This is a genomic window from Bacillus sp. T33-2, assembly GCF_002860205.1.
Classification (GTDB): Bacteria; Bacillota; Bacilli; order Bacillales; family Cytobacillaceae; genus T33-2.
In genome coordinates this window covers 77,934-95,195 of the sequence record NZ_PGVB01000003.1, presented here as the reverse complement: position 1 = coordinate 95,195, position 17,262 = coordinate 77,934, and the positions used below count along the sequence as shown (strand labels likewise).

Sequence of the window (17,262 nt, the reverse complement as noted above, 5' to 3'; positions counted from 1 at the left end):
CAGACAGACTGTTTTGGTACCGCTTTTTGCTTTTAAGCAACAACTTCCGGATTCTTGGCTTTCTCAAAATCGAGCTTCACTTTCCGAAGCAGCTCTTCGTCTGTCAACAGGCGATGTGCCGACAGGGCGAGGGCTTTCGCTCCGGTTAACAATGCCTGGTCACCTTGCGGGGAACCGGCGGATTCTCTAAATTCATTCGTATGGGCAATAAGGTCATCCGGCCCGATTTTTATATAGGGATGGGCAGTTGGCGTTACATGGCTGACGTTGCCTGCATCTGTTGAGCCGATACCTTTCCCTTTTTCCCGGTAGACCTTTTCACCAAGCAGTTCAAGTTCTTCACCCAAAATTTTATCAAGCGCAGAATTCAGGATGAAATCATGGACTTCATTCTGGAACCTTTCAACCTTTACTGTCGCACCTGTCGCAAGGGCAGCGCCTTCCGCGATGTTGCGGACCTTTGCAGACACTTCTTCACAGAACGCCCAAGTGCTTGCCCTAATGTAGAACCTGGCTGATGCGTAATCCGGAATGATGTTCGGTGCGTCGCCGCCATGGGTGATGATTCCATGGATACGGACATCGGTTGGCAGCTGCTGCCTTAATGCGTTGATTCCGTTGAACAATTGAATGACAGCGTCAAGGGCGTTGATGCCTTTTTCCGGTGAACCTGATGCATGGGCAGCCCTTCCGTAGAAATGGAAGTCCAAAGGATCAACCGCAAGCGTCGGGCCGGTCAAACCTGTTTTGCCACTAGGATGTATCATGAACGCGGCATCGATATCGTCGAACAGGTGATGTTTTACAAAGCTTCCTTTCGCACTGCCGTTCGGGCCGCCTTCCTCAGCCGGTGTCCCGAAAACAACTACATCGCCGCCAGTTTCTTCGATGAGTTCCGCCAAGGCGATTCCGGCTGCAACACTTGTTGTGCCGATAATATTGTGGCCGCAGGCGTGGCCAAGGCCTGGCAGGGCATCATACTCTGCCAGAAAACCGATTTTCGGCCCCGGTTTTGAGGCAGTTTTCCTGGCGACAAACCCTGTTTCATGGCCGGCTACATCTCTCGTGACAGCAAACCCGGCGTTCTCAAGGATTTCTGTCAGGGTGCGGGAAGCAAAATACTCCTGGTTCCCTATTTCAGGGTTTGCGTGGATGGTTTGGCTTGTCTGGATATAAAGGTCTTTCGAGCCCTCAATGCTCTCGATGATTCGGGCGCGCTGCCCGGCTGTTTCGGCGTTGGACATAAGATCATCTCCCGGTTGGTTTATCTCCTGACAGGGGTGTTTCGCTTCCCCCGCCCGTGTCTTTCTGATCGCTGCAACTGCGGTTTCGGGTGTAGTTTTCAACAGCACCCGGGCCTTTCAATTACCAGCCAATCTTGCTCAAAGGAACGAATGTCGGGATCATATTGCCTTTGTATTCTTTCTCGATGAACTCAGCTGTGTCATCCTCCTGGTAAAGCTCGGCAATCCTCTTCAGCGTTTTGTTGTCCTTGTCTTCTTCTCTTGTCGCAATGATATTGATGTATGGAGTCGCTGTTTCACTCTCATGGTAAATGGCGTCTTTAAGCGGAGTGAGACCTGCATCGACAGCGATGCCATTGTTGATGACAGAAGCGGCAACATCCGCCATTACCCTTGGTGTCTGGGCTGGCACAACTGGCACAATTTCAAGTTTTTTCGGGTTTTCAACAATTTGGTCGTAAGAACCATTGGGATCGAAATCATCAGCCAATTTGACCAGGCCAGCCTCTTGAAGAAGCAGCAACGCCCTGCCCTGATTTGAAGTATCGTTAGGAAGGGCAATTTTTGCGCCCTGTGGAATATCCTTCACATCCTTGTACTTATCAGAGTAAATCCCCATAGGGGCAAGCACTGTAGTTGCGATTGGCACAAGGTCAAGCTTGTGTTCCTTAATGAACACATCAAAGTATGCGACCGTCTGGAATGCGTTAACATCAAGTTCACCTTCAGCCAGTGCAGTGTTCGGTGCAACATAGTCAGAGAATTTCACGATTTCAATTTCAATGCCTTCTTTTTCAGCCTTTTTTGCAACGAAATCCCATATACGGGTATCAGTGCCGCTGATTCCAAGCTTCACCTTGACATTTTCCTTGCCGTCTGTTGTTCCTGAGCAGCCTGCGCCAAAAACCGCCAGCGCCAAAATAATGATGGATAGTAAAAGTTTTTTCATGATGTTTCCTCCTAGGTTATCTTCTTCTGATTTTCTTAGCTAAAATATTTCCAAATGATTGCAGACCTTGAACGATTACAATGAGGATTCCCACTGTAATCAGCATGGTGGCCGTGTCAAACCGCTGGTAGCCGTAGGTGATCGCCACGTCACCGAGGCCGCCACCACCAACAGCACCGGCCATGGCGGATGCCCCGACAAGACCGATAGTGGCAATTGTGAAGGCAAGTACGAGCGAGCTAAGTGCCTCCGGTATAAGGAATTTGAATATGATTTGCGAAGGGGTTGCCCCCATGGCTTCAGCGGCTTCAATGACCCCGGGATCCACTTCAAGCAGGGAGTTCTCTACGAGCCGTGCAATATACGGACCTGCATAGAAGACGAGCGGGACGACTGCCGCCGCGGTGCCGATCGATGTACCGACAATCAGCCTTGTGACCGGGATGATCGCCACCATTAAAATGATGAATGGCACCGACCGGAAAATATTAATGATTCCATTCAAGATGTTAAAAAAGGGCACGTTCTCCAGCAGATGACCTTTCCTTGTCACGACGAGGAGAATCCCGAGCGGCAGCCCGAGCAGTGCCGAGAAAAGCAGGGAGAAGGCGACCATCTGTATCGTTTCTATCAGTGCCTCAACAATTTGCTGTGAATTAACTAGCATGTGCCATCACTTCCTTTATGCTTACTTGCCTCTGGTTGATAAAATCGAGAGCCCGCTGGATTTCTTTTTCATCCCCCTGGAACTCCACTACCAGATTCCCGAATGGGGTTCCCTGCAGCTCGGTGATATTCCCGAACAGGACGTTGACATCGATATCGAATTTCTTGGCGAGCTGTGATAAAAGCGGCTGCCCGGCGGACTCCCCGACAAAGTTGATTCGGTAAACCTTTTGCAGCCCGGCTTGCTTCTGGATGAGCTCTTTTACTGAATCAGGGATCCGGTCATTCATTACAGAGCTGACAAAGTTCCTTGCTGTTTCTGTTTTCGGTGCCGAAAAGACATCAAACACAGTACCTTCTTCAATGATCTTTCCTGCTTCAATGACCGCGACCCGGTCACAAATCTCCCTGATCACCGCCATTTCGTGGGTGATGATCAATATTGTGATGTTGTACTCCTGGTTGATTTTTTTGAGCAGCTGCAGGATCGAGCTTGTCGTCTGCGGGTCCAGGGCCGAAGTCGCTTCGTCGCAAAGCAGGATCGAAGGCTGTGTCGCAAGTGCCCTGGCAATGCCGATCCGTTGCTTCTGTCCGCCGGAAAGCTGGTCAGGATAGCTGTCGGCCTTATCGGCAAGACCGACGAACTCCAGCAGTTCATGGACACGTTTTTTGATTTGGTCTTTCGGGACTTTTGCCAGGGTTAATGGCATGGCCACGTTGGCAAATACCGTTTTCGAGTTTAATAGATTAAAATGCTGGAACACCATGCCAATATTTCTTCTGACCTCTCTGATTTCGGTTGTCGACATGGCAGTGAGGTCATGGCCGTTGACAATCACCTTCCCTGATGTTGGGCGCTCAAGCAAGTTGACGCAGCGGATCAGCGAGCTTTTTCCGGCGCCGCTAAAACCAATCACCCCAAAAATTTCCCCTTTGTTTATTTTCAAATCTATCCCGTTCAGTGCCGCCACCTGCTGCCCGCCACTGTCATAAACCTTCTTCAGGTTTTGAAATTCAATCATGTATGTACCTCCTTATGTTGTCGAAAAACAAAAAGCCCTCTTCCCGGAAACAGGAAGAGGGCATGCCATTATATGGGCAAGTGTCTCTTCTTATCTCCCAAGCATCTCCGCTTGCTGGATTTGGCACAGTCTCATTGATAGAGTCCGCTGCCGAGGCTTCATAGGGCCAGTCCCTCTGCCTCTCTTGATAAGAACGTTAATTTTGGTATAAAATTGTCACTGAATACAAAAAGCCTCTTCCCGGGAACAAGAAGAGGCTGTAATTATATGAATCGTCCCCTTCTTATCTCCCAAGCCGTCCGCTTGCTGGATTTGGCACAGTCCTCTTGATAGAGTCCGCTGCCGAGGTGTCATAGGGCCAGTCCCTCAACCTCTCTGGATAAGAAATTGAAAAGTGCTATTAGGTTTTTAAGTATGTCCCTCATTTTATGGGAAGCAATATTATAAGTCAACTATTTTATTATAGTTCTATTTTTCTGAAAAATATTCTATTGAAAAGGATTATAAAACCGGCTACCGTCATGAAACGTGACAATTAATGAGATTAGCAGCAACGAACAAACGATGCCCATTGCTATGTAATCCGTTCCCCTAAAAGGACGGGCACTGTACCATGTGCGCCTGTTGTTTTTGCCAAATCCCCTCAGATCCATGACATTGCTGATCACCTCAATCCGGTCCAGGCTCGAAAAAATCAGCGGCATGATAATAGATGCCGCATTGCGCACGCGCCTCGGCAGCTTTTCCTTCCGGGACATGTCGATGCCCCGGGCCTGCTGCGAGAGCGCGATGTTCCTGTAATCCCGCTGGATGTCCGGGATATACCTTAACGCAATTGCGACAGAATAGGCCACCCGGTAGCTTATGCCGATCCTGTTGAGAGACGCGGCAAATTCACTTGGATTGGTCGTGACAATGAACAACAGTGCAGCCGGGATGACAGTGAAATACTTTAGTGTAATGTTAAATTCATAGAATAATTGCTCAAGTGTCACATCATAATTCCCGGGCATCCCGAACAGCACATGCCTCGTTCCGTATATCTGTACCCCTTCCTGCGGCGAAAATAGATAAATCGCAATATTATTGAGCAGCAGAAAAAACAATATGAATGCCAGCACAAAAGAAACATCGCTAAGCTTTATTTTTGAGACATAAAAAATTGCTGCACTTGCCAAAAACAATAATAACAAAACCCGCGTATCATAGGTCAGCATCGCAGCAGTGGACCACATGATAAAACAGATTAATTTCGTGGCGCCTGTCAACTGATGGATCGGTGAATTGCGTTCGATATAAGACAACATTTCTACTGCCATGCACGTCCCGCCCCCTTGTCAAAGGCGATAAACCGCCGTACAAACTCCCGGGGCGAGCTGATGCCGGACCGCAGTGCCAGATCAAATAATGAGGTCTGCTTTAAATTCGCCTGCTCTACCACAGCTGGATCACTCAAGACGTTTACTGATGTGTCGTCGGCGACCTTTTTCCCATCCGCAATCACAATCGCCCGCGGTGTGTATTCAAGCATGAGATGCATATCGTGGGTGATCAGCAAAATCGTCACACCGCGCTTGTTCAGCTCTGCCAAGAACTCCATCATCTCCGTATAATGGCGGAAGTCCTGTCCGGCCGTCGGTTCATCGAGAATGATTACCGCTGGTTCCAGGACTAGAATGGATGCAATCGTCACGCGCTTTTTTTGTCCGAAGCTCAGTGCTGAAACTGGCCAGTTCCGGAAAGGATAAAGCCCGCATATCTTTAAGGTCCTTTCGACACGTTCTTTCATTTCTTTTTCCGGAACACCGCCAACCGCAAGCCCGAGAGCCACCTCATCATAAATCATATGCTTTGAAATCATCTGGTTCGGGTTTTGCATGACAAGGCCGATGCTTAAGGAACGCTCCTTAATCGTATCAGCAGTTATGTCCCTTCCGTGTACAATGATTCTCCCGGAATCAGGTCTTTCAAACCCGCAAATCAATCTTGACAGCGTCGATTTCCCCGCGCCATTTTTACCGACGATACTGACCATCTCGCCTTTGTTAATCGTAAAAGATATATGATCCAATGTTGATTTGCCAGCTTGATAGCTGAAAGATATGCCATTCAGCTCCAAAGCAGGCGTGCTTTTCGGAGCTGGTTCAGGCTCATCGGCCGTGCTGTACCAGGCTAGCAGTTTATCCCGGCATTGCCCGATTTTCAATTTATCAATATGGTTCGGGTATATATCAGATGTTACCTTGCAGCCGGCATATTTCAGGGCCCTTATGTATAATGGTTCACGGATATTGGCCGCTTCCAGCATATTTGAAGCCAGCAGCTCGTCCGGCGGCATGTCACAAACGATGCGGCCTTCATTGACAATGATGATCCGGTCTACATCGCAGTGCAGTACATCTTCAAGCCTGTGCTCGATGATCACTACAGTCGTGCCAGTCTCCTTGTGGATGCGGTCAATCAAGGAAATGGCCTGCGTTCCCGTCGCCGGGTCAAGATTGGCAAGCGGCTCATCAAACAGGAGGATTTTCACATCGTCGACCATCACTCCGGCAAGGGCGACCTTCTGTTTTTGCCCGCCTGACAAATGGTGGATGGAAGAAGCCAGGTAGCTGTCCACGTCCACCATTTCCGCCACTTCCGTTACCCTTTCTCTCATCCGGTCCTGTTGCACACAGTCATTTTCCAATGCGAAAGCTATATCCTCCCCTACAGTCAGCCCGATAAATTGCCCATCAGGATCCTGCAGTACTGTCCCAACAAATTTGGAAAGGGCGAAAATATTTTCATCTTTCGTTTCCCTGTCCATAATTTTGATGCTGCCAGTTACTTCGCCTTTGTATGAAAAGGGCACAAGCCCGTTAATGCAGTGGGCAAGCGTGCTTTTACCCGAGCCTGAAGGCCCTGCGATCAGCACTTTTTCCCCTTCATAAATCGCCAAGTTAATATTTTGCAGTGTTGGTGCGGTCTGGCTGCGGTATTTAAAACCAAAGTCAGAGAATTGAATCACTGGTTTTTTCATGTATTTTTCTCCATTAAACAAAATACCGGAGGCATAGAGCCCCCGGTGTCTCATTACATTTCCTTTGTGAGGCTGCCTGTTTTGCTGCGTGTTTTTGCGTATGCCACGAGCAGGATCGTTCCCAATACGCCTACGGTTACCATGTTTGAAACTCCAGCTACGATACCTTGAACGAACACCTTATTAGCAGGCTCCGCGTAAATGAATATATCAAGGGCAGGGGCCACAAGGAACCAGCCGATGGCCTGGACAACCACCTGGGAGACATTAAACGAAACGACTTGCCTCGTTCCGAATTCACCTTCTTCAATATCGATTTTTCGTGTTGCGAGTCCAATTAACAACCCAACCACAGCCGATACTACTACCCAGCTCCACCATGGGGAACCGTAGAATAGAGCATCCTTCAAGGCATGGCCAATCAAGCCGATCAGCCCTCCGGCCACTGGCCCGAAAACAACCGCCATCAAAGCCAGGAATGCATAAGAAGTCTCAATCGATGTATTGGGAATCCCCGATGGAATAGATGCAAACCTCCCGAGGATCACAAAAACAGCAGTTCCTATCCCAATCGCCACTATCGTTTTCGTTGACAGCTTATTTCCCTGCATAATCCCCTATCCCCTTTTTAATCATTTTATATATTTTTTGAGCTTTCCGTATTGAGATATGCCAGTTGATGCCGCTCGCAATGTTAAACTCTTCTGCAAACGAGCCTTGATTCATTGCAATCGCCAGATTGTCCAGAGAGTTCACATAAACGAGGGGTTCCCCTACCCCTATGTCGGCAAACGACCTGCCATACACCATTGCATTTTTATAAACTGTTCTGTGGCCATCCTTGATTACTACCTCCAGCTGATCCCCGTAACTGATGGCTAAATCATTAAGAAGCTGGCGTGGAATGTTGCTCCACACATTCCCAAAGCGTACATCGAGGACATCAATGATCCCCATGATCGAATCACCTTTGGCTGACGCTTGAGTAAACGGCAGTTCCACAACAGATTCAGGTGATAATCCCGGGCCTACCTGATCTAGTGAAATGACTCCGGCTGCAAGCCTTGCACCTGTATAGGCAAAAATGTCCCGGCCATGGAAGGTGTGTGATGCTCCTGACCTCGGCAGCCTGTTCACCTTTTCATCTATCCCGCGGGCCTCAACAATCCCGTTCATCCTTTTCAGATGTGTAAGCGTCCCATTATCAGGTGTGACGATATAATGGTTCGACTCAGTCCTGGCAACGATGCTGCGCCGATCCGATCCAACCCCCGGGTCGACGACCGAGACAAACACAGTACCTTCCGGCCAGTAGGAAACGGTTTGCAAAAGCCTGTAAGAAGCTTCCCAAATATTGAACTGAGGGATGTCATGGGTCAGGTCAAACAGGCGGATCGACCCGCTCACGGAACTGGCCACACCATACATCGCAGCTACAGCCCCATCACCCAAACCAAAATCTGATTGAAATACCAATGCCCGGCTCATAGTTCCTCCCCTGTTTGCTGTAATGTAAATGGCTTTTTCCTGTTTAGTTTACTTATGCGGAGCATGATCCCCCCTTGTATAAATAAAAAAACACGCCTTCATCAAACGATAAGGACGCGGCATGATTGCGTGGTACCACCTTAATTCACTGCCTGCTCACGCAGCCAGCCTCAGCAAGTACAGATTTAGAGTTTCCTTCTATACTCTGGCATTTGTAACGAGTGCCAAATCTCGCCGGAACCTACTTGTACTTCAACAGCACGTTCAGCGCGGAGCTCAGGGACCATTGTTCGAACCAGCATTTTTGCTTCTTTTCAGCTGCCGAAGCTCTCTGTGAAAAATAAACCTGGACCTACTTTTCCCATCATCGCAAGTGATAAATATTTATTGATAATCTTACAATAAGTAAAAATAAAAAACAATTCAAAATTTAAAAATTTACTGACTTTTTATGATAAAAAAATAGAGCCTATTTCAGGCAGCAAACTATATATCTATTTTATCCCACCAGGCCCGAACCCTTTCTGTGAAATCAGCAGTTCGACATCCTCGATTTCTTCTTTAAGCATTTTCAAAACTACTTTATAGGCAGTTGGATTGTACCATTTCTCCAAGCCCATTTGTTCGTATATTTTGTAAATGCCAAGATTTTCGGTCCGCTTGCCGCCGCCGCCATCACCCATCCAGTAATCATCCAGGGTAATTCGGCTGGCAATGCCTGTCAGCTTTTTCGGAAATTCCTTTGAACAAGGCAACAGCGGAGAGATTGTTGCCTGGGTTGCGATTCCTGCCTCCGTTATCTCTTTCAAAGCCCGCATCCTCGCCGGAATCGGCGGTGCAGCCGGCGAAAAGGCCCTCCTGACTTCTTCCTTATCAGTTTCTATCGTTATTGAGACCCGGATTCTGTCCCCAAACTGTTTAAATAAATCGATATCCCGCTTCACTAAAGGAGACCGGGTTTGTACAAACAGGAAATCAGGCCGTTCTTCCAGCATGACCTCCAACAAACTCCTTGTCAGCTTCGTTTTAGCCTCAATTGGCTGATAAGGATCAGTGGCTGATGACATAAACAAGGTCACAGGACCTTTTTTCCTGGCTTTTATGATTTCTTTTCTTAACAGTTCAGCAGCATTTGTTTTTATATCTACCCACGTTCCCCACTCTTCCTCACGGTACAGGCCGACAGGAAGCTGCCGCACGTAGCAATAGCTGCATCCAAAAGCACAGCCGGCATACGGATTCAGTGAATGAGAGTATTCCTCCAACAAACCTCTACCCGGCGTTAAGATACTTTTTGAAACAATATCTTTTATTTGTATTTTCATGTTGATCACCTTGTTTTAATTATAAATCATTTGGCCTATTCTCCCTAATGTTACGGCCTGGAATGCATCAACCTCACTGGGTACGTGCTTTAATGCTTTAACTCCCCGGGGGTCAGGCCCCAAGCTGTAATGCGTTAGCTTGCCTGGGAACAGGGACCACTTAGCGCGGATAAAAATGGAAGCGTTGGAACAATATAAGACAGGAACGAACATCAAAATACCGGAGGCACAAAATATGGATAAATTAATCGGGATCATCGGCATTATTGTCATTCTGGCCATCCCATTGATCTTTTCAAAGAACCGGAAAGATATCGATATCAAGGCCATCGTGATTATGCTGGTCCTGCAATTTGCGCTCACTTGGTTCATGTTTAATACTTCAATTGGACAATCATTCCTCAACGCAGTATCGCGCGGTTTTAACAGACTGCTTGAATTCGCGGGCGTTGGTGTCGAATTTGTTTTCGGAGGGATTGAGACCAATGCACCATTTGTGTTTTTCTTTAATGTGCTGTTGGTCATCATCTTCTTCTCAACGCTGCTTTCGATTTTAACGTACCTAAAAATTCTTCCGCTTATTATCAGGGTGCTCGGTGGTGCTTTGTCGCGGATTACCGGACTGCCAAAGGTTGAATCATTCAATGCCATAAATTCAATCTTTTTTGGACAATCCGAGGCGCTGCTGGCGATCAAATCACAATTTTTCCGTCTGAACAAAGACAGGCTGTACACGGTTTGTGCTTCGGCCATGGGATCTGTATCAGCGTCGACGAGCGGATCATATATGCAGCTGCTCCCGCCACAATTTGTTCTTGCAGGAATGGTGCTGAATGCTTTTTCTGCTTTGATCATCGCCTCCATCCTGATGCCGGTCAAGGTGCCAAAGGAAGAGGATGTCATTGAGATCAATAAAACGGAGCAGGCTGACAGTTTTTTTGAGGCAATGAGCGAAGGGGCAATCGACGGCTTGAAAATTGCCGGCATCGTTGGCGGCATGCTCATAGCATTCATCGCCACCATGGAGTTCGTAAACTTCATTGTAGCTGGCGTCGGCGGACTTTTCGGCGCGGAAACAAATTTCCAGGAAATCCTCGGATACATCCTGTACCCACTCGCGTTTTTAAGTGGCATTCCTGCGAACGAAGCTGTGCAGGCCGGTGCGGTAATGGGTACAAAGATCGTGCTCAACGAATTTGTGGCGATGCTCAGTTTTCAGCCGATGATTCCCGACCTGTCAGACCGGACAGTTGCGATTGTATCCACCTACTTAATCTCATTTGCGAATTTCAGCTCAATCGGCATCATTGCAGGATCGGTAAAAGCAATCGACCGGGAAAGAGGGCGTATCGTTTCCAGCTTCGGATTCAAATTGCTTTTTGGGGCCACTTTGGCATCCTTCTTATCGGCAACAATTGTAGGGTTGTTCTTTTAATTTTTTAATGAAAATAGTACAGGAAGGCGAGGTATGGCCCACCTCGCCTATTTTTATTTATTTCCTGACTCCGCTGTTTTACCGCTTTAACAAGCCGGGGGCCTGACCCCCGCCGCGTTAATGTGTTAATACGGCGGGGGTCAGGCCCCTGATTTTAGTATCTTAGTTTGCTGGTTCTGCCCTCGATTTTATAGCTGATTGCATCTTTCTTATTTTCAAAGAAACTGACCAGGGCGTCGAGGTCTTTCACTCCTGTCTCCCTGTTTGTTCCCTGTGTAAATGCCGTAAATGCGTCTCCGCCACCGGCTATAAAGTTATTGGCTGTCACGGTGTATGTTTTATTTTCGTCCAGCTCGGTTCCGTCTTGGACAAGAATATTTTGCACCTTCTGGCCCACCGGCTGGTTGTCATCCCATGTATATGACAACCCGGATACTTGCAGCATGTTTGTCCGCGCGCCGACCCACTGTTGGTTCAGGACTTGCCGTATCTGCTTTCCAGTCAGGCTCATTTTGATCAGGTCATTCCCAAATGGCTGGACAGTGTACAATTCACCCCATGTCACATCGCCCTTTTCGATATCGGCACGGATACCGCCAGGATTCATAAAGGCAAAGTCAGTCTTCATGCTTGCCCTCTGTGCGTCAGCAATTAAATTTCCAAGTGCTGATTCACCGCTTTCGTTTTGCAGTGCAGTTATATTTTCTTCAACAGAGCCCACCACCCTTTCCACCTGCGGCCGGACTTTATCCTCATACTTTGCAATCATGCGTGCGATTTTTTTATCCGGTTTCATGTTTTCATGGTAGACAGTCACAATCTCCGCCTTTTTCGCTGCAATGTCTCTCGTATTCGGATCTATTGCGATGTCTACATCCGAAAAAGCTGTTCCGTAGGAGTAGGATTGAACGAGCAGTTTTCCATCCACTACTGAGTTAAGGTATGCGTGGTTATGGCCGCCGTAGATGATATCAACCTCGTCGTTGACTGCATTTGCGATGTCAACCACTTCTCCCACTGCCTGCTGGCCGTTAATATTTGAAGTTCCCGGATTGTGGGCCAGCACCACTATCGCCCTGACTCCAGCTTTGCGAAGTTGTGCTGCGTATTTATTGATCGTTTTGGCTTCATCCAGAAATTTCAGCCCTTGTACAGCACTTGGCATCACCAGACTGGCAGTATCTGTTGTTACCACTCCGATAAAACCAATGGGAACTCCTTTAACTCTCACTACCTTATAGGGGGGAAGAATTGTCTTGCCGGTTTGTGAATCAATTATATTGGCAACAATCCATGGAAATGAAGCTCCCTCAAAATTACCAGTTTTCTCGTGTTTCCCACCGTTAATGATTCGGTGCAGCTCTGTTACACCCTTATCAAATTCATGATTCCCAACCGTTCCAAGGTCGAATTTTATCCTGTTTAAAATCTCGATAGTCGGTTCATCCTGCAGTAACGCAGAAATCGGGGGACTTGCCCCGATCATATCCCCCGCCTGGATAAGCAGTGTATTCTTATTCTGGCTTTGGCGCTGCTTCAGGTAGGCGGCCAGATAATCTGCCCTTCCTGCGGGTTTCCCGTTTACCTGGCGGGTCACATTCAGCTGGCCGTGTAAGTCATTTATTCCAAGCAACTGGATATTAATATAGCGTTTATCATTGAATATTTTTTCATCCTGATCCGCCAGCGCCTTCGGACCTGTCCCAGGACGTTTTTCTATGTGTCCATAGTAGTTGGACAAACCCTGTACATCTTTATGGACCTCTTCTGCAGGCTGGTTTTGGCGGGTGCCGTCATTTTCAAGAATCCGCCTGTTGTTATCTTCCTTTTTATTTTGTGTCGTTTGCCCCGTATTTTTTTCCTCGTCATTCTTCGCATCATTGTTCGTGTTACAACCAACTAACATAAACAACAGGATAAACGGTAAAAATGTTTTATACATTTTTTTCATGATAACCGCCCCCATAATCAGATTAAGTGAGGTTTATTATTTGTTAATCATGGGCTTCCTATCCGGCTGCATTATGGCTAGAATCCGGACGTTTCGACTTAGGCCACTCAACTTATCATTTCAAGAGAAAAGACCCCCATCTTGAATGGGCAGGTCACACCCAATTGGCGTAAACGAAGGTTTGCATGTCAGTCCGTAGTGAGTGCCACAGCTACGAGAGATCATAAATATGAAAAAGCTCAGCCTATACAACCAGGCTGAGCTTTTCAATATGTTCAATGGTAGGTTTGCACTCATGTTGACTCGAATGCGATTATAGAGAATCATTATTAATTCTGCCCATTACGATCGTGTTATAGTAGCGACCATCAGACAGGAATTTGTCGTTCTTTAATATACCCTCTATTTCAAAACCAAACTTTTCATACAGTTTGGCAGCTTTATCATTCGTTTCTAATACATGCAAACTGATTTTTTTAATGCCATTGGAGTCAGCCCAGGCGATGGATTCTTTTAAAAGGTTTTTCCCGATGCTATATCCCCAAAACTCTTTTAAAACGCCTACGCCAAATTCTACTTTGTGGCGCAATCTCTTTAAATCAGTTCCTTCGCATCTTGAAAATCCGACAATTCGGCCGTGGGCTTCAGCAACTATGAATATATTTCTTGGACTCTCTGCATCGGTTTTAATAATTTGTTCAAATGCCTGCGAATCCAGGAAAGCCTCCCCAGGTTCTCTGTCCAGGTTTTCTGTCTCTCCATCAATCTGTAATCTTAATTCAGATAAATGCTTTGCATCTGATTCAATTGCTGATCTGACAATATAATTTAATCCATTGACATTAAACTCTTGTTTGTTGATTTTCATGATATGCTCCTTTCATTCTACATAAGGACAAAAAACAAGGCTGCAACTTTTTTATCTGGCCGTGGCTTTTTACCCATCCCCCATAATAATGAGTCTAGATAATACTAATCTATCATATGTTTCAATCCTTATTATCAATTGAAAAAGCTCTGCCTGGTTAGGTTCAGGATGAGCCTATATGGTGGGAAGTGCGGCACATCGCTAGCCTTAATCCAGGCTAATCGCTGTTCCCGTTTTGGCCCAAATTTTTCCACTTACACTAACATAACTTAATGGCTCACGGTGCTTGCTTCACCGTCATCTTCACCTGTTTCTGTCACTTTTAATACGGCAATTGCAGCTTTTGAGCATGATTGAACTGGTGAGTAACAATTGAGCACAGAGGCATTGGGTAAATGTTGTTGGCTGGTTGTGCAAGCCAGGATTCATCTCTAAAGAAGCGAATTTACGAAAGCTTGTGAACGGTTGAACGTATCAAATTATATATGTTTACAATAGTAGAAAATCAAAAAAGGGTCCAGACCCCCACAACGTTAACGCATTAACGCACCGGGGGTCAGGCACCGATATTTGGCAGGGAGTGAAGATGAGCAATTATTGTGTTATCCCATCATCAGTAGCCATTGGCTGAACCTCGTTCGTACTGCGCTTTTTATATTTCTCATCCGCAGCGTTTTGTGCCTCGAGCTGGTTGAGCTGCTTATTCACAGCGTCGGATTGAATCATCCGGCCTTGTTTGTCATTGTTCATTCTTCCATATCCTCCTTCGCATTAAAGATAGTTCCTGTTTATAATGAGGAAATGGCGCCATATTTATACATTGAACTGATCCCGCATATCATTCCAATCTGTGGAACCAGAAGTTTTATCATTGCCGCTATCACCGTACCATTCGCAATTCCGATTTGTTTTGTCTTAATAAAATGTTAACCAATTATTCGAAGGCTATACTTTTTCCCTGGAGGGGTACTGCAGATATCGTGTATCCCTGAGCGACGGCACAGGCAATTATTGAAAACAGTTTATAACAGCCTTCCCAATTTTGCCGTTCACAATGATATAATTTTTATAAAACATAAAGGGAAATGTCCATGATTTTACCAGCGCTAAACACCGACTCCCCACACTACATACAAATTTACGACTTCATTAAACTGGAAATAATTAAAGGGAATTTGGCTGTAAATGACAAATTGCCTTCCATCAGAACTCTCGCGGATTTTCTTAATATTAGTACCACACCGGTCGAGATTGCCTATGAACATTTATTATCAGAAGGATTGATTCAAAGCAGGCCCCGATCAGGTTATTTTGTCCAGGAAATTCCGGCTCCTTATTTGATGCTGGAGAACCAATCAGCTCCGGCTAATGATCCGGCGGGTTTATATCCTTATCGGGATAGAAATATTTATCCATTCGACTTTCATATGTCGAGCAATGACCATACTATGTTCCCTTTAAAAGTGTGGAAAAAATTGTATAACCAGGTGTTGACGGAAGAATGCCTGGGTTTTGGCGACCCCCAGGGTGAAATCGGTTTGCGGAACGGAATTGCCAGCTACTTATACCAATTCCGGGGTGTTAAATGTTCACCTGAACAGATTATTGTCGCAGGCGATCAATCAATGTTAATTTTTATCCTGGCAAATTTGCTTAAAAAGGATTACAAAGATCTTGCAATAGAAAATCCAGGGTATTTTCTGATCCCTTCCACCTTCAGCAAAATGGGTTTTGACATTCATCCCATTCCACTGGAATCTGACGGTCTGAATGTCGATGCGCTGTATAAGAGCAACAGCAGAATCGTAACAGTCACACCTTCTTATCAGTTCCCGACCGGAAAGATTATGACCATCGAAAAGAGAATGAAGCTTCTCCAGTGGGCACAAACAGAAAAAGGATTCATAATCGAGGACGATTATGATGGTGAATTTCATTATTATGGGAAGCCTGTCCCTGCACTTCAAGGATTGGCTCCTGACGCCAGTGTTGTCTATTTGGGAGGCTTCTCGCAAGTATTATCACCCGCAATTTCAATCCATTATTTGGTGTTGCCGAAAAAACTTGTATTCGGTTATCACCAGTTAAGAATTGAATTAATGCTGGAGCAGTCCGCTTCCAGGATCCATCAAAATGTGCTGGAAATGTTTATAGAAGGCGGGTTTTTAGCTAAACACGTGCGTAAGATGAGAAATTTATACAAGAAAAAACAGGATGCCCTTTTAGCCGCTATCGAAAAATATCTTAAAGGGAAAGTAGCCATCGAAAGCAGGAACGGCGGATTTCATATTCTTATCACTGTCGATGACCAGAGAAACGCTGAGGAATTGGTGCTCCTGGCTAAGCAAAAAGGTGTCCGCGTAGCAAATGGAGCATTTTATTGGTCAAAAATATCCGAGGAACAGCTGCCAACCATCATGATCGGTTTTGCCGGCATACCGTTGGACAAAATCGACGAAGGAATCAAAACCCTCAGAGATGCATGGCTGTAACACTGTAACCTTGAAAAAACAGGGACCCTTTTTTCGCAGGGTCCCCAATTTCTTATTCTAGATCGCCCTCAATGTTATGAACCCTTTGGAATTCAGACTTAAGCATGCCCATGATGATCGTATCGTGAAATTTGTGGTTATAGTAAATGCTTTCGCGCTTAATGCCCTCTTGTTTAAATCCGAGCTTCTCATACGCCCTGATTGCTCTGGCATTATAGGAATAGACCTCCAGCTCGATCCTGTGAAGATTATAAACACCAAAACCATAGTCCAATAGCAGTCTCATGGCTTCAGTTCCATAACCTTTGGAAAGATAATCACTGTTGGAAATTTGAATTCTGATATACGACGTCCTGTTTAATAAGTCAATATAGTTTAGCTCAACATCCCCGATCAGTTCATTCGTTTCATTATCAACAATGACAAGGAAAATCCGGCTCTCATCTTTCGCTATTTTACCTAAATAATCAGCCATGAATTCCTTATTGTACACCCGTTTTAGACCTGTCAGTTCCCTTGCCTCAAAGATATAAAGGCCTTCATAAAAGAAATCCAGATCCTCCGGTCTATATGGCCTTAAATATACCCGCCTGCCCTGCAGGAACTTTTCCGATTGTTTTTCCATTTCTTTTTCCCCCGATTGTTTTATATTTTTACGATATCAACGATTTGAACAGTTGGAAATGGACAGATTTTGAATTTTTTCAATGACAGGGCAGAGGTACTTGTGATAGCGATCTGGTCATTTCGGGACTGTGTTTTAGGCAAGGGAAAAGGGGTTCTATATTTGCTAATCAAGA

Annotated in this window: 15 protein-coding genes and 2 riboswitches; of the genes, 2 read left to right on the top strand and 13 right to left on the bottom strand. The window is 46.0% G+C overall.

The genetic code is table 11. The features are described 5' to 3' along the window. Positions 1–32: 32 nt before the first annotated feature. The 9 genes from CVD19_RS02845 to CVD19_RS02805 all read right to left on the bottom strand — a co-directional run bounded on the left by CVD19_RS02845 (position 33) and on the right by CVD19_RS02805 (position 9,716). Entirely contained in the window at positions 33–1,244 is a 1,212-nt protein-coding gene (locus tag CVD19_RS02845) for a M20 family metallopeptidase (protein ID WP_101580362.1), read from the bottom strand. 121 nt (positions 1,245–1,365) lie between these two features. Next, positions 1,366–2,193: a MetQ/NlpA family ABC transporter substrate-binding protein gene (locus CVD19_RS02840; protein ID WP_101580361.1), complete on the bottom strand. Its 828-nt coding sequence runs from the start codon at positions 2,191–2,193 to the stop codon at positions 1,366–1,368. A 16-nt stretch (positions 2,194–2,209) separates the two neighbouring features. Next, positions 2,210–2,860, bottom strand: coding sequence for a methionine ABC transporter permease (locus CVD19_RS02835; protein ID WP_101580360.1), 651 nt, complete (start codon positions 2,858–2,860; stop codon positions 2,210–2,212). Then, on the bottom strand, positions 2,850–3,881 hold the full coding sequence (locus tag CVD19_RS02830) for a methionine ABC transporter ATP-binding protein (protein WP_101580359.1): 1,032 nt from the start codon (positions 3,879–3,881) through the stop codon (positions 2,850–2,852). The genes CVD19_RS02835 and CVD19_RS02830 overlap by 11 nt, the downstream gene beginning before the upstream one ends. Before the next feature lie 87 nt (positions 3,882–3,968). Beyond that, positions 3,969–4,075: riboswitch (SAM riboswitch) on the bottom strand. A gap of 86 nt (positions 4,076–4,161) precedes the next feature. Next, positions 4,162–4,267, bottom strand: a riboswitch (SAM riboswitch). Positions 4,268–4,369: 102 nt separating this feature from the next. Then, positions 4,370–5,200 carry an energy-coupling factor transporter transmembrane component T family protein gene (locus CVD19_RS02825; RefSeq protein ID WP_101580358.1) on the bottom strand — a complete coding sequence of 277 codons (831 nt, stop codon included), beginning with the start codon at positions 5,198–5,200 and terminating at the stop codon, positions 4,370–4,372. Next, positions 5,191–6,903: an ABC transporter ATP-binding protein gene (locus CVD19_RS02820; protein ID WP_101580357.1), complete on the bottom strand. Its 1,713-nt coding sequence runs from the start codon at positions 6,901–6,903 to the stop codon at positions 5,191–5,193. The genes CVD19_RS02825 and CVD19_RS02820 overlap by 10 nt, the downstream gene beginning before the upstream one ends. 53 nt (positions 6,904–6,956) lie before the next feature. Next, entirely contained in the window at positions 6,957–7,514 is a 558-nt protein-coding gene (locus CVD19_RS02815; protein WP_101580356.1) for an ECF-type riboflavin transporter substrate-binding protein, read from the bottom strand. After that, positions 7,501–8,391, bottom strand: coding sequence for an SAM hydrolase/SAM-dependent halogenase family protein (locus CVD19_RS02810; RefSeq protein WP_101580355.1), 891 nt, complete (start codon positions 8,389–8,391; stop codon positions 7,501–7,503). Before CVD19_RS02810 ends, CVD19_RS02815 begins: the two co-directional genes overlap by 14 nt. 494 nt (positions 8,392–8,885) lie before the next feature. Next, positions 8,886–9,716: an SPL family radical SAM protein gene (locus CVD19_RS02805; protein WP_101580354.1), complete on the bottom strand. Its 831-nt coding sequence runs from the start codon at positions 9,714–9,716 to the stop codon at positions 8,886–8,888. A gap of 235 nt (positions 9,717–9,951) precedes the next feature. On the opposite strand from CVD19_RS02805, the gene CVD19_RS02800 reads away from it, so the two are divergent. Continuing rightward, on the top strand, positions 9,952–11,151 hold the full coding sequence (locus CVD19_RS02800; RefSeq protein ID WP_101580392.1) for a NupC/NupG family nucleoside CNT transporter: 1,200 nt from the start codon (positions 9,952–9,954) through the stop codon (positions 11,149–11,151). A 154-nt stretch (positions 11,152–11,305) separates the two neighbouring features. Here CVD19_RS02800 and CVD19_RS02795 read toward each other — a convergent pair whose 3' ends face one another. The 3 genes from CVD19_RS02795 to CVD19_RS24485 form a co-directional block, all read right to left on the bottom strand. After that, entirely contained in the window at positions 11,306–13,102 is a 1,797-nt protein-coding gene (locus CVD19_RS02795; protein ID WP_257985003.1) for a bifunctional metallophosphatase/5'-nucleotidase, read from the bottom strand. A 313-nt stretch (positions 13,103–13,415) separates the two neighbouring features. Continuing rightward, positions 13,416–13,970, bottom strand: coding sequence for a GNAT family N-acetyltransferase (locus CVD19_RS02790; RefSeq protein ID WP_101580353.1), 555 nt, complete (start codon positions 13,968–13,970; stop codon positions 13,416–13,418). Between the two features lie 594 nt (positions 13,971–14,564). Continuing rightward, complete coding sequence (locus CVD19_RS24485; protein ID WP_180953484.1) at positions 14,565–14,720, bottom strand: hypothetical protein; 156 nt, start codon at positions 14,718–14,720, stop codon at positions 14,565–14,567. 341 nt (positions 14,721–15,061) lie between these two features. On the opposite strand from CVD19_RS24485, the gene pdxR reads away from it, so the two are divergent. After that, positions 15,062–16,462, top strand: coding sequence for a MocR-like pyridoxine biosynthesis transcription factor PdxR (gene pdxR / locus CVD19_RS02785; RefSeq protein WP_101580352.1), 1,401 nt, complete (start codon positions 15,062–15,064; stop codon positions 16,460–16,462). A 52-nt stretch (positions 16,463–16,514) separates the two neighbouring features. On the opposite strand, the gene CVD19_RS02780 is transcribed toward pdxR, so the two are convergent. Continuing rightward, positions 16,515–17,087, bottom strand: coding sequence for a GNAT family N-acetyltransferase (locus tag CVD19_RS02780; RefSeq protein ID WP_101580351.1), 573 nt, complete (start codon positions 17,085–17,087; stop codon positions 16,515–16,517). Positions 17,088–17,262: the final 175 nt, after the last annotated feature.

Coding starts and splice junctions, on each gene's coding strand:
- CVD19_RS02825 (WP_101580358.1), bottom strand. CDS start 5,200: ATGGCAGTAGAAATGTTGTCTTATATCGAACGCAATTCACCGATCCAT.
- CVD19_RS02805 (WP_101580354.1), bottom strand. CDS start 9,716: ATGAAAATACAAATAAAAGATATTGTTTCAAAAAGTATCTTAACGCCG.
- CVD19_RS02815 (WP_101580356.1), bottom strand. CDS start 7,514: ATGCAGGGAAATAAGCTGTCAACGAAAACGATAGTGGCGATTGGGATA.
- CVD19_RS02800 (WP_101580392.1), top strand. CDS start 9,952: ATGGATAAATTAATCGGGATCATCGGCATTATTGTCATTCTGGCCATC.
- CVD19_RS02795 (WP_257985003.1), bottom strand. CDS start 13,102: ATGAAAAAAATGTATAAAACATTTTTACCGTTTATCCTGTTGTTTATG.
- CVD19_RS02845 (WP_101580362.1), bottom strand. CDS start 1,244: ATGTCCAACGCCGAAACAGCCGGGCAGCGCGCCCGAATCATCGAGAGC.
- CVD19_RS24485 (WP_180953484.1), bottom strand. CDS start 14,720: ATGAACAATGACAAACAAGGCCGGATGATTCAATCCGACGCTGTGAAT.
- CVD19_RS02790 (WP_101580353.1), bottom strand. CDS start 13,970: ATGAAAATCAACAAACAAGAGTTTAATGTCAATGGATTAAATTATATT.
- pdxR (WP_101580352.1), top strand. CDS start 15,062: ATGATTTTACCAGCGCTAAACACCGACTCCCCACACTACATACAAATT.
- CVD19_RS02780 (WP_101580351.1), bottom strand. CDS start 17,087: ATGGAAAAACAATCGGAAAAGTTCCTGCAGGGCAGGCGGGTATATTTA.
- CVD19_RS02820 (WP_101580357.1), bottom strand. CDS start 6,903: ATGAAAAAACCAGTGATTCAATTCTCTGACTTTGGTTTTAAATACCGC.
- CVD19_RS02840 (WP_101580361.1), bottom strand. CDS start 2,193: ATGAAAAAACTTTTACTATCCATCATTATTTTGGCGCTGGCGGTTTTT.
- CVD19_RS02835 (WP_101580360.1), bottom strand. CDS start 2,860: ATGCTAGTTAATTCACAGCAAATTGTTGAGGCACTGATAGAAACGATA.
- CVD19_RS02830 (WP_101580359.1), bottom strand. CDS start 3,881: ATGATTGAATTTCAAAACCTGAAGAAGGTTTATGACAGTGGCGGGCAG.
- CVD19_RS02810 (WP_101580355.1), bottom strand. CDS start 8,391: ATGAGCCGGGCATTGGTATTTCAATCAGATTTTGGTTTGGGTGATGGG.